The organism is Bacteroides sp. (genome assembly GCF_030151085.1).
Taxonomy (GTDB): Bacteria; Bacteroidota; Bacteroidia; order Bacteroidales; family Bacteroidaceae; genus Bacteroides.
This window is the reverse complement of the sequence record NZ_JASLER010000086.1, coordinates 40,361-52,216: the sequence shown is the minus strand read 5'-3', so window position 1 is coordinate 52,216 and position 11,856 is coordinate 40,361. Positions and strand designations below refer to the sequence as shown.

Annotated in this window: 11 protein-coding genes; 4 read left to right on the top strand and 7 right to left on the bottom strand. The window is 42.6% G+C overall.

The window, feature by feature from the left end:
• Positions 1-57: 57 nt before the first annotated feature.
• Entirely contained in the window at positions 58-1,278 is a 1,221-nt protein-coding gene (locus Q1W14_RS18445; RefSeq protein WP_300704124.1) for a peroxiredoxin, read from the bottom strand.
• Positions 1,279-1,451: 173 nt separating this feature from the next.
• On the opposite strand from Q1W14_RS18445, the gene Q1W14_RS18440 reads away from it, so the two are divergent.
• Positions 1,452-2,453: a winged helix-turn-helix domain-containing protein gene (locus Q1W14_RS18440; protein ID WP_300704123.1), complete on the top strand. Its 1,002-nt coding sequence runs from the start codon at positions 1,452-1,454 to the stop codon at positions 2,451-2,453.
• Positions 2,454-2,555: 102 nt separating this feature from the next.
• Here the strand turns inward: Q1W14_RS18440 and Q1W14_RS18435 are convergent, their stop codons facing one another.
• From Q1W14_RS18435 to Q1W14_RS18410, 6 genes are all read right to left on the bottom strand, one after another.
• Positions 2,556-3,320, bottom strand: a complete 765-nt coding sequence (locus Q1W14_RS18435; RefSeq protein WP_300704121.1) for an SDR family oxidoreductase — start codon at positions 3,318-3,320, stop codon at positions 2,556-2,558.
• A gap of 379 nt (positions 3,321-3,699) precedes the next feature.
• On the bottom strand, positions 3,700-4,611 hold the full coding sequence (locus Q1W14_RS18430; protein WP_300704154.1) for an Rpn family recombination-promoting nuclease/putative transposase: 912 nt from the start codon (positions 4,609-4,611) through the stop codon (positions 3,700-3,702).
• Between the two features lie 259 nt (positions 4,612-4,870).
• On the bottom strand, positions 4,871-5,332 hold the full coding sequence (locus tag Q1W14_RS18425; protein ID WP_300704119.1) for an HU family DNA-binding protein: 462 nt from the start codon (positions 5,330-5,332) through the stop codon (positions 4,871-4,873).
• 189 nt (positions 5,333-5,521) lie between these two features.
• Entirely contained in the window at positions 5,522-6,988 is a 1,467-nt protein-coding gene (locus Q1W14_RS18420) for a leucine-rich repeat protein (protein WP_300704117.1), read from the bottom strand.
• 28 nt (positions 6,989-7,016) lie between these two features.
• Positions 7,017-7,211: a hypothetical protein gene (locus Q1W14_RS18415; RefSeq protein ID WP_300704114.1), complete on the bottom strand. Its 195-nt coding sequence runs from the start codon at positions 7,209-7,211 to the stop codon at positions 7,017-7,019.
• A gap of 411 nt (positions 7,212-7,622) precedes the next feature.
• Complete coding sequence (locus Q1W14_RS18410; RefSeq protein ID WP_300704112.1) at positions 7,623-8,624, bottom strand: tyrosine-type recombinase/integrase; 1,002 nt, start codon at positions 8,622-8,624, stop codon at positions 7,623-7,625.
• A 215-nt stretch (positions 8,625-8,839) separates the two neighbouring features.
• Here Q1W14_RS18410 and potA point away from each other — a divergent pair, with 215 nt between their 5' ends.
• From potA to Q1W14_RS18395, 3 genes are read left to right on the top strand one after another with little or no spacing between them, the layout of a single operon-like run.
• Positions 8,840-10,237, top strand: coding sequence for a polyamine ABC transporter ATP-binding protein (gene potA / locus Q1W14_RS18405; RefSeq protein WP_300704111.1), 1,398 nt, complete (start codon positions 8,840-8,842; stop codon positions 10,235-10,237).
• A gap of 24 nt (positions 10,238-10,261) precedes the next feature.
• Positions 10,262-11,062, top strand: a complete 801-nt coding sequence (locus tag Q1W14_RS18400; RefSeq protein WP_300704152.1) for an ABC transporter permease — start codon at positions 10,262-10,264, stop codon at positions 11,060-11,062.
• A complete protein-coding gene (locus Q1W14_RS18395; protein ID WP_300704109.1) occupies positions 11,059-11,850 on the top strand; it encodes an ABC transporter permease in 792 nt (263 codons plus the stop codon). The genes Q1W14_RS18400 and Q1W14_RS18395 overlap by 4 nt, the downstream gene beginning before the upstream one ends.
• The last annotated feature ends 6 nt before the right edge of the window (positions 11,851-11,856 follow it).

The window sequence follows — 11,856 nt, the reverse complement described above, 5'->3', positions numbered from 1 at the left end:
TTTAAAAATAAAACAGTATCATTTTATCATATTCCGATACAAGCGAATAAAATAGACTCAATCAGGTTGAGATGCTTCTTTGATGGCTTTTATGATCTCTTGTCCGGTCGTTTCAGGGCTGTATCCATGAATTATCTTCTTAATAGTACGGGATTCATCGAGAATAAAGAAAACAGGAACACCGCGATTACCTTCCAAATAGTCTTTGATAATAGTATCATTACCTTCCAGGAATGGATACTCTATCTGATTTTTATCAGCGTAGACACGCAAGGAATGCAACTTATTCCCCCAACTTTCTATAGATATCACGCTACAATCTTCGATAGAAAAAAGGTCTTTCAAACCATTCAAAAAAGGAATCGCAATTTTACAAGGGCCGCAACCGATACCGGTAAAGTTCATCAGCAGTACTTTGCTTTTGAAGTCGGCAAGTGATACAGAATTCCCGTTCATATCATTCAACAGCCAATCCGGCGCTTTCTTGCCTAACAAAGCGGAAGTTGACTTATCCTTTCGCTTTTCACCATATTTACGAACCTCATAACCATCAGGAATATAATCTGTGGCTTGAATAGAGTTGGTTGGAAGTTTGTTCAATTCCACATTCAAACACGTTTCTTGAGAAGTATTAGTGGACATCTCCCGACGTACTTTATAAGGAAGAAATGTCTTTTTGTCTATCCACAATTCATAAATAGAAGTGGGATCTCCATAGATATAAGGATTATCAGGCATGTGATAGGCTTTCCCGAAGAACTCCACCTGGTTATCTTCATTAATGATCATCTTAAAATGATAAGCATCGGCAATATCTTCCCATTCGGTGGAAATGCTGTCTGAAGTAGTCAACGCATACTGGAGAATATTCTTCGCATAATTAAAGAAGGGAGGGGTTAACGGTCTGAAGGGAAGATTACGGCTTTTAAAGTCATCAACTACAGCTCCACGGTGCTCATGAAACATGGATACATAATAAGTGCCATCATAAGCGCCTTGCACTTTTGTGCTATCTTCCGCATTAGACCACACAAAGCTGGCTCCGATGGTTGTGTCCTGAGGATTGTTGTATTCACGCATCAACCGACGATAGTCAGTAGAGAGAGTATCACCCGGTTGCCATGCTTGAATAAAAGTACAATAGCTCGCATTTTCAATCTTTTCAAGATTACTCAATACATTTTTCATAATAGTTTCCTTATTCTCCTCACCCGCAAATACAGTGGATGCTAAAAAGAAAACAAGAAAGGGAACAAGTACAAGTTGTTTGGTTTTCATATTAAATAGTTTTATACATTTGTAAATCTGCTTGCAAACAAGTAGAAAAGTCCCTATACAGGCAAATTATTCACCTGAACTCTTTCTGAATTCTCGCTTTTCAGGAATAATTCAGATAACGAAAAGTAGTTTCTCTACAAAATCCTTACTTTTGCAGGGAAATATACAACGACATGAGTGAAAAGAAAACACATATCATCATTATAACCAGCAGTATTATCTTTATTCTGTTTACCCTATTCATCTCCTTTCACAATGGGACAAAACAGATAAAGCAGGACATAGACAATGCTTTCAAGGAAGCTATCAACAAGAACTACAATAACAGATTGCTCTATATGTCGTATGCAAAGCCTGAATCTTTGAACTACGACGTTATGAGATACATTATAACTCCTGCTACAGAAGGTCAAGTAAAAAAAGTGATATTCAAAAGTAGGAAAGGAAATACCATTATCACCCTCAAAGATAGTCTGGATGGAGAAACTGGAAAACGCTTGATAAACGAATATATCTTCTCGCAGATATATCCTATAAAGGTAGATGAACTGGATTCTCTTTTTCAAGGCTTTTTAGCAAAACATGAAATAATCGGTAAAACAGGTGTTGTCTATTATTCGGCAAATCCCCCACTCTTCAGTCACCACGACTCTATTGTGCCTGCATCTGCCTACTGTTCTCCCCGATATACCTTAGACATTACCGGAAATATCAAGGTGCAGGCATGGGTAGATTATAAATTCATCACAGTTATCAAGCATATAAACAATTCCACATGGTGGTTTGCAGGATTTATTCTTTTAATATCCGGGCTATTCTTTTATTATTATGGCAAAAAGAAGAAGTCTATAAATAAAGAAGGCCTGCTCGCCTCCCCCGAAGGGATAGAGATAGACCTCGAAAAACAAGAGCTCCACATTAACGGAACGGCATGCAACATTCAGAAGCTCGATTTAATGTTGCTGGATATCTTTTACAAAAATGCAGGTAACTGCGTTGATCGTGAAGTAATCAAGCAGAACTTTTGGCCAACAGATGATAATGCCAACGAGAAGATTGACGCTCATATAAAAGCCATCAGAAAAATATTAAAAGAATATTCCGAATACCAGTTGGTTACTGTGAGAGGTAAAGGATATTATTTAATGAGTAATGCGAATCAGCAGTTAAACTAATTTCTTTCGGACGGATAATACACACAACTCCGCTATTCCTCCGCTACTGCTCCGCTTACAGGTACCCATAAGCGGAGGAATAGCGGAGCAGATAGGGGTGGTTTATTTCTTTTTATAAGTAATCGTTCCTGTAGCCTGATTGGTAGGCATCACCAATACTTCGGCTATTTGGATATGTTCCGGTACAGCGGCAGCAAAGTAAACCACTTCAGCTATATCGTCGCCATCGAGCGGACGTATTCCATTATATACATTATCGGCAGCATCTTTATCACCACGGAAACGTACTACAGAGAAGTTGGTTTCTACCAGTCCGGGTTTGATATTCGTTACTCTTACAGGAGTATCAACCAAGTCGATACGAAGTCCGTCAGAAAGCACTTTAACGGCAGCTTTAGCGGCACAGTACACACTGCCACCCGGATAAGCATACTCTCCGGCAATAGAGCCCATATTGATGACATGACCACGTCCACGTTCTACCATACCGGGCACTACCAGGCGAGTCATGGATAGAAGTGCTTTCACATCGGTATCAATCACCACGTCCCATTCGTCAAGATTTCCTTCATGCTCTTTATCCATGCCGATAACGAGGCCGGCGTTGTTTATCAGGATATCAATGCTTTTCCATTCGGATGGCAAAGAATCTAAAGCTGTTTTAGCAGCCGCGCGATCACGAACATCAAAAGGAAGCAGATAAATATCCGCATGATAATTTTCTTCCAATTCTTTTTTTACGGAGTTCAGCTTCTCTACATTACGACCATTCAGGATGAGGCGGTAGCCGTTCATAGCGAACTTGCGGGCACAGCCTTCACCTATGCCGGAGGAGGCACCTGTGATAAGAACTATTTTCTTTTCCATTGTTATAATAAGTTGTTTATAGAGAACAAAAGTAAGGGAAATTCTTTAAAATTAAAGCCGGAAGGTTTTAATTTATTGTCGGAAGTATAATTAAATAAGTTGAGTTCGATATAATAAATAACTCATTATTTTACGGTTATACCCCTCGGTCCCCTAAAGGGGAAGGGGGATACTACAAGTTGCATTATTCTAAAGATAAGTATATTAGGTCTGAAACTATTCCCCTCCCCCTTTAGGGGGCCGGGGGGTACTTAGTTCATGTCTGTACCGTTTTGAACCAAATGAGAATTATAAGCAGAAAGCCCTCAACATCTTTTCGATATTGAGAGCTTAGCTGATAAAGGGGAATAACACAGTTTACTTAAGTTTCGGAAGTAGTTTACAGAGTGGCTATCTGTTCAGGCGATAGTCCTGTGATGTCGGCAATGTCGGCGGGGGATATGCCGCGTGATTTCATAACGCGGGCTATTTCTGCTTTGCCTTCTGCTTTGCCTTCTGCTTTTCCTTCCGCTAGGCCTTCCATTCGTCCTTCCATTCGTCCTTCTATTCGTCCTTCTATTTTTGCTGTATCCAACACATCATTCTGAATCTTCATGGCATCTACATGAGCGTCATAAGCCAGTCTTTCTTTGGAGGACATGGAGTAGTATTTCAGTTTCTCAAGTGCTTCGCTCAGTCCGGGAGCGGTAGTGTCGGGGCGAATAGTACCATATTTGAGGTACTTCATCCACTCTTCGAGCGGTGTAACTGCTACCTCATCGAACTGGTTTACACGGATGAGGACGTACTCGGGGAATATCTCGGCAGGCATGCGCGAAACGATGGCGTCGCGTTCCTTGACATTCACTCGCAAGCGGTCTCCTGTATGGACACCTATGAAGTGGTTCTGACCGTGATAGAGGTAGTCGGTGCCTTGACCAATGTCGAAGTAGAGGACGCTGATAGAATAGACTTTCTTTACCTTATAGTAAGGCTCGCCCAGCGAGATATGCTCGGTGATGGCTTTGGCTACACCGTAAAGTATCCGCTCCAGATAGTAGAGTTCACGAGTATTTTGTATCTCAATGATGATGATTTCATCCTTGTCATTGCGTGCTTTGATGTCCACGCGGTTGAATTTATCATCGGAGGAGAGCTGGTTGCCTTCGCTTTCCAGTATCTCCAAGATGGTTACTTTCTCGTCAAGGAATACGTTGAGGAAACCTTCGAGTACACCAAAATTGGCTTTTTGACGCAACAGGCGCTTGATGGCCCAGTCGAAACGTACATATTTGTCTTCCAATTCTTCCATATCTCTTACTCTCATTAATTTAAGTCCAACAAAGGTAGGATATATTCGGATAACTTGAAACTGATATAGCTTTTTTCTTACTAAGTTTGATCCTTTTTTTACCGCTTATACATCATTTCTTATATTGAACTCTGGTTAAATTAAGAATAATAGCCACTATATAAAAACAGTAATCCGCCTCTCCCTATTGGGAAAGGCGGACAGATGATTGTTATGGTTTACTTGACTATTCAGATGAAAGTATCCTTTGCGTCATGCGCTATCCTAACGGATTATCGTCAGGGTTACTGCCACCACCTGTTGAGGGATCTTGGTCTTCGGTTTCGGGAGAGAGTTCAATCCATTCCAGTGTGTCGCTATCTACCAGGGCACGGGTATAGGTACCGTTGCTCAGTTTGGTGCGCTCGGGCACAAACTCTACGCGCACGGCTTGCACCTGTTTCTCGAAGTTGAAGTCTTTGAGATTCTTCACGCCTTTGGTGTCGAGCACATAGCGGAAGTATCCCAATCCTTTAATGTGTACGCTCTTGCCTTGCGCCATACGGGTGTGCATCACGCCCGAGATGTCGCCCAATACGGCTTGAACGTCCGAGTTACTTACTGTGGAGATTTTCGCCAGGTCTTTGGCGATGGTCTCCGTTTCTACCGGTTTGCCCTGCACGATGGCGCGAGGGTAATAAACCGCTTGTTTCTGATTAAGCATCTTTTTCCAAAAGGGCATAATTCTAAGTTTTTAAAAGGTTGCTATTTTGATGTGTCGAAGGCAGTTTCTCTTGTCGCTGACTCGGGAAGGTCTTGTCGCTGACTCGAGGTCGTCTTGTCGGCGACAAGAGAAACTGGGTTCGGGAATACTAATTTGTACACTCATAGCCGATGGATTATTTGCATCCGCCCTTGGCTGAGAAGTACATTAAGGAGCACTAATAATATTTACTTTTCTGAATGGACCATACGATTGATTACCTACAGTCCAACTGTTGTCTGCTGTCGTGCCACCACTGGTTGTAACGGTAATATTAGTAAGAGTAGTTAAGCCAGCGAAGATACTTGTTCCCAAACTGGAAAGAGTTGCTTCGGTAGCTACGGTGAATGATTTTAAAGAACTACAGTTAGGGAATGCAGTATTAGCTATGGAAGTAACTTTAGGCAAATATACAGTTGTTAAATTTGAGCAACCAGAGAATGCCTGTGTTGGAACTACTGGTAACTTGGGTAAGTAGATAGATGTTAATGCTTTTCCCAATGAGTTTGAGGATATATTCGTTAAGTTAGGAAAGTACACGGAGGTAAGATTGGTATTGTTATGGAAGGCATAAGCTCCTAAACTAGTTACTTGGGGACAACTAACAGAGGCTAATGCTTGCAATATCGTCATTGCATTTGCAGGTATTGCCTTAATATTGGAAAATATAAGTTCTATTTTACGACCGCTACTTTCGATTGCTTTCAACTGATTGTTTATATTTGTAAACTTGTCTGCGGTTGGAGTATCCGCATCCGTAATCACCCAGATATCGCCATTTGGGGCACTGGCTGCAAAGGATGCCAAATCAACTCCCGTCAATTCAGTAAGATTATCGAGTGTTGCAGTATAGCGCTTTCCAGCTACATACTCTTTACTGGTACTGATGGTTTGTGTGTACACTTTACCAGTGGCGGTAGTCACTGCAAAAGTGATGTCCCGATCTCCGGAGGCAGGTTTCATCATGGTGTAGGCTGTGATATCCGAAGTGGGGACAGTAGTGATGAATTGCACATCTGAGAAATCATTCGTGCTGCTATGCATCGATATCTTTCCGACAACATCGGTTATTGTACCAGCCGATAACTTAATGGTGAGCATGGCATATTGATGCTTAAAAGCGATTTTTGTACTTATTTCTGCTCCATTTGTATATGTAAATGGGGCTTCTATATGTAGCATATCATTCAATTGAGTCATGTCATTGTTTCCGTTTGCAATATAACTGGCAGTAGGACGTTTTATAGCACTGTAAGACGCAACATAAGCACTGGATATTGCTGGATATACGGCTATATATTCATAGCCATTATGCAATGTCACGCTACCTACGGCTTCAAACACTCCTGTTGTGGTACCTTCTCCCGATTTCAGCACAAAGTTGCCTACAGCTCCACCGCTTTTATAAAAAACTGTAAACTCATCTCCTGCACTCCACTTCAAGTCCATGCCACTGGTGCCATTATCAGTATAGTCTATTCTTGTTTGGGGAGCATTATCGCCCATTGAGGCAATGAGGGTAGTGCCTTTCGTTGTATCGGTAGTTTTATTCTCTACTGCGATTTCGTCTGTACATCCAGTCCATGCAATTGCCACCAGCAACAGCATGGCGAGGTTTCTAATCTGTTTTTTCATTGTTTGCTTTACATTTGAAAGGTTACTACTATTCGATGGTGAGGATATCGTTAATCATGTCTTCCAAGTCGCTTGATGCGGCACTGTTGTATCCTTTACTCTGTATTGCACGGGTTGAGCCTCCGTCACCCACGCCGGGCAGTTGGCTACTGGCTATCACACCTTCGTTCTCCATCTCTATCACCTCTACTTGGGGGGATACATACATGTCTTTCTTCTTCATGTTGTTTGTTTTTTTATAATTTATAATATGGTTGATAAAATGATTTATCTTGCTTGGGCATTACTTATATAGTAAAGGATATATGTTGCAAGACATAGCAGAGAAGGCGTTTTCTGACTATGCAAAACTGAAGTTTTCTGAAATAGAAAGTAGGCTTATAAGAAGATGATATGCTATTTCGGAAGCATATAGTGCATAAAGCTACATCCCGCTTTTAACACATAAAACGGGAAAGAAGGCTCGTATGCCTATGTGGCACAGAAACAGGTGTAATATGTAGATTCAGCTAATCTCTAAGAGTGTTTTTAGTGAGATATAAGATTTCTTTTATATTTTATAAGACTTTGTTTGCATGTTTGTAAATAATGCCGCATCTTTGTGAATCGTTTTGCCCTTACTATATAAGTAGTTTCATCTTAATATTCTGTTGTCTACGATACTATATGCCTTCCACTTCTTCCATTTTCCCTTTCTGACGGATGATATAACTTGTCTGTTTACTTTATCTAACTCTGTATTGCCAAAAGGTTTCAGATAAGTCATTGTCACTAATAGGGAAGAATGCCCCATTGACTGGCTGATGATACCTACGGGAGTACCCATATAATAGGCTAAGGTTGCCCACGTATGCCTTGCCGTGTACGAACTTACCCGAACTCCCGGAAGTAGTATCCGAATCACTCCTGCCAAGGCACGGTTGTACTTGCGCAAGGCACTTTTGTAATCAAGGAATTGCTCCATTGCATCTTGTGTATCCTTGTCTTTGAGTATGGGCAACAGATAGACCGAATCAGTCTTATCTCTGTATTTATTCAGAAGTGCCCATGCCTCACGGGGAATATCCACCACAATGGGCTTGCCCGTCTTGTGGCGCAAATAAGTGATGGTACCGTGCCGCACGTCTGTTTTGCGCAAATGTGCCAGGTCTATGAAAGGCATGCCGCGCAATAGGAACATCAATAGGAAATAAGCCAACGTCCGTTGTTGGTTGGGGGCAAGCGTATCGACATTGGTTGCAAATAACTTCTGCACCTGCTCTCTGGTCAGCGCCCGCTTGGTGGACGACTCTATCCGAGTATAGGCCTCTTTGAATAACTTCGGGTTGTGTTCCGGTGTGCCCGGAGGTGCCCAACGGTTGTAGACTGCCTGCAAGGTGCGCAGGTAAGTAGAGATAGTATTCGGCTCCAATCCTTGCCTTTCCAGCCAGTTTTCGTACCTCGTTATCTGCTCCGGAGTGAATATACAATGCATAGCTATAGCATCACTCTCCAGAAAGGCGCCGACGGAATGCAGTGTACTAGTGTAAGTTTGTACAGCAGGGAATTGCAGATTTCTTTTTAGACTTTCGATGACTCCCGGCATGAAGATGAAGAGGTCATCGTCTTTGTTTGCTTTCACTTTTCTTGTATTCATAAGTAATATGGTTATTAAACTCCACACGTAGATATGTGGATTTGTCAGAACGAATACAAAGAAAAGAATGTTTAAAATGTCTTTTAGAGAAAAGACACTTCACTACTTTCTAAAAAATACGTACCTTTGCCCCACTTTTTTCAGAGAAGTGATTAATCCCATCCGAAAGAAGCCATACATTCGTTTAATTAGTTTAAGAATCACAAGAAACGCTTATGCAAAAGTCCGACTGCATTATCGGTGTAGAGCACGTATCGAAATTCTTTGGAGATAAAGCCGTACTGAATGATGTAAATTTGTCTGTCCGTAAGGGCGAGTTTGTAACCATATTGGGACCATCCGGTTGCGGAAAGACAACGCTGCTGCGCCTTATCGCAGGTTTCCAGACTGCTTCGGAAGGAGTTATTACCATTGCAGGAAAGGACATCACACAAACACCGCCGCACAAACGTCCTGTGAACACTGTATTCCAAAAATATGCTCTCTTTCCCCATCTCAACGTATTCAACAACATCGCCTTCGGACTGAAACTAAAGAAAATGCCTGCTGCCACCATCGAGAAAAAAGTGAAGCAAGCATTGCGCATGGTAGGCATGACCGATTATGAAGACCGTGACGTAGATTCACTCTCCGGCGGACAACAACAACGCGTTGCCATTGCACGTGCCATCGTCAACGAACCGGAAGTGTTGTTACTTGACGAACCGCTTGCCGCCCTCGACCTGAAAATGCGTAAGGACATGCAAATGGAATTGAAGGAGATGCACAAATCACTCGGCATCACCTTTGTCTACGTAACCCATGACCAGGAAGAAGCCCTTACGCTAAGCGACACCATCGTAGTGATGAGCGAAGGAAAGATACAGCAAATCGGCGTGCCGACCGACATCTATAACGAACCCATCAACTCTTTTGTAGCCGACTTTATCGGTGAAAGCAATATCCTGAACGGTGTAATGATACGCGATAAGTTCGTCACCTTTGCAGGGCATGAATTTGAATGTGTGGACGAAGGTTTCGGTGAGCAGACGCAAATCGATGTCGTTATAAGGCCGGAAGATATCTACATCTTCGACATTTCCGATGCGGCACAACTGACGGGTACCGTGACCAGCTGTATCTTTAAAGGTGTACACTACGAAATGCTGATACAAACCCGGGAAGGTTATGAGTTGATGGTACAAGATTACCACTGCTTTGAAGCCGGGCGCGAAGTCGGTCTGCTAGTGAAGCCGTTCGACATCCACGTTATGAAGAAAGAACGCACCTGCAATACATTCGAAGGCAAACTGATAGACTCCACTCATGTGGAATTCCTCGGATGCAGTTTTGAATGCAAAGAAGTACAAGGCATAGAACCTGAAACACCTGTACGTGTAGAAGTTGACTTCCAGCATATCATTCTCGAAGACAACGAAGAAGATGGACGACTGACAGGTGAAGTGAAATTTATCCTCTACAAAGGGAACCATTATCATCTGACTGTGTTCTCCGATTGGGACGAAGATATTTTCGTAGATACCAACGATGTTTGGGATGACGGCGACCGGGTAGGTATTACCATCGCTCCCGAAAATATCAGGGTGATAAAAGGTGACAAAATAATAGGGTAATATAAGGTGATTAATGATAAAATGATGTTAGATAAACTATCCCATTTCTTCATGCGCCGGCGCAACTGGACGGTACCATACGCGTTGTTTCTGCTAGTATTCGTTATAGTACCGTTGCTGCTTATCGTGCTATATGCTTTTACAGATGCCGAAGGAACGTTTACGTTCGCCAACTTCCGCAAGTTCATGATGCATCCCGAGGCGCTGAACACGTTTGTCTATTCTATCGGTATTGCAGTAATTACGACGCTGATATGCCTGTTATTGGGGTATCCGGCTGCCTATATCCTTAGCCAGAAACGGTTTAATAGTTCCCGCACGATGGTGGTGCTGTTTATTCTGCCCATGTGGGTGAATATCCTGATACGCACATTGGCTACCGTGGCATTGTTCGACTTTCTGAGCCTGCCGTTAGGCGAAGGAGCGCTGGTATTCGGCATGGTCTATAACTTCCTGCCGTTCATGATCTATCCTATTTATAATACATTGCAGAAGATGGATCATAACCTTATAGAAGCGGCGCAGGATCTGGGAGCCAATCCGGTGAAGGTATTCAGCAAAGTCATTCTTCCGTTGTCTATGCCGGGCATTATGAGTGGCATCGTTATGGTCTTTATGCCTACGGTATCTACATTCGCCATTGCCGAGTTGTTGACAATGAACAATATCAAGCTCTTCGGTACCACGGTACAAGAAAGTATCTACAACGGAATGTGGAACTACGGTGCGGCCCTCTCGCTTATCATGTTGATACTAATTGGCGTAACCATCCTCTTTACCAACGAGGAAGATAGCGCATCTAATGAGAGTGGAGGTGTGATATGATGACACGTATTCTTGCTAAAGGCTACTTGTGGTTATTGCTGGCCCTACTCTACTCGCCTATCCTGATTATCATGATCTTCTCGTTCACCGAGGCGAAAGTATTGGGTAATTGGACGGGATTTTCCACCAAGCTATATAGCTCTCTCTTCACAGGCGGCATGCACCATTCACTAATGAGTGCGATTTGGAATACATTCGCCATCGCTATGATTGCGGCAACTGTATCTACCCTGTTAGGCAGTTTTGCAGCTATCGGCATTTTCAATTTACGCTCCCGCACACGTCAGGTGATGAATTTTGCGAATGCTATTCCTATGATGAATGCGGATATTATTACAGGTATCTCATTGTTCTTGTTGTTTGTCAGCTTCGGCATATCGCAAGGGTTCACGACGGTAGTACTGGCACATATCTCATTCTGTACACCCTACGTAGTGTTGAGCGTAATGCCAAGACTCAAAAAGATGAATCAGAATGTATATGAAGCCGCCCTCGATTTAGGAGCGACTCCTTTTCAAGCATTGCGCAAGGTGATTCTTCCGGAGATATTTCCGGGTATGATAAGCGGTTTTATCCTTGCTTTCACGCTCTCCATTGATGATTTTGCAGTAACGATATTCACCATCGGAAACGAAGGACTGGAAACTCTCTCTACCTATATATATGCCGATGCACGCAAGGGTGGATTGACACCGGAACTGCGACCATTGTCAGTAATCATCTTCGTAACGGTGCTTGTATTGCTGATTGTTATCAATAAGCGGGCAGAAAAAGCGAAGAAAGAATAAGAAGAA

What these genes read in the sequence shown, in the direction of transcription:
- Q1W14_RS18445 (WP_300704124.1), bottom strand. Translation starts at nt 1,278, where the DNA reads ATGAAAACCAAACAACTTGTACTTGTTCCCTTTCTTGTTTTCTTTTTA.
- Q1W14_RS18440 (WP_300704123.1), top strand. Translation starts at nt 1,452, where the DNA reads ATGAGTGAAAAGAAAACACATATCATCATTATAACCAGCAGTATTATC.
- Q1W14_RS18435 (WP_300704121.1), bottom strand. Translation starts at nt 3,320, where the DNA reads ATGGAAAAGAAAATAGTTCTTATCACAGGTGCCTCCTCCGGCATAGGT.
- Q1W14_RS18430 (WP_300704154.1), bottom strand. Translation starts at nt 4,611, where the DNA reads ATGGAAGAATTGGAAGACAAATATGTACGTTTCGACTGGGCCATCAAG.
- Q1W14_RS18425 (WP_300704119.1), bottom strand. Translation starts at nt 5,332, where the DNA reads ATGCCCTTTTGGAAAAAGATGCTTAATCAGAAACAAGCGGTTTATTAC.
- Q1W14_RS18420 (WP_300704117.1), bottom strand. Translation starts at nt 6,988, where the DNA reads ATGAAAAAACAGATTAGAAACCTCGCCATGCTGTTGCTGGTGGCAATT.
- Q1W14_RS18415 (WP_300704114.1), bottom strand. Translation starts at nt 7,211, where the DNA reads ATGAAGAAGAAAGACATGTATGTATCCCCCCAAGTAGAGGTGATAGAG.
- Q1W14_RS18410 (WP_300704112.1), bottom strand. Translation starts at nt 8,624, where the DNA reads ATGAATACAAGAAAAGTGAAAGCAAACAAAGACGATGACCTCTTCATC.
- potA (WP_300704111.1), top strand. Translation starts at nt 8,840, where the DNA reads ATGCAAAAGTCCGACTGCATTATCGGTGTAGAGCACGTATCGAAATTC.
- Q1W14_RS18400 (WP_300704152.1), top strand. Translation starts at nt 10,262, where the DNA reads ATGTTAGATAAACTATCCCATTTCTTCATGCGCCGGCGCAACTGGACG.
- Q1W14_RS18395 (WP_300704109.1), top strand. Translation starts at nt 11,059, where the DNA reads ATGATGACACGTATTCTTGCTAAAGGCTACTTGTGGTTATTGCTGGCC.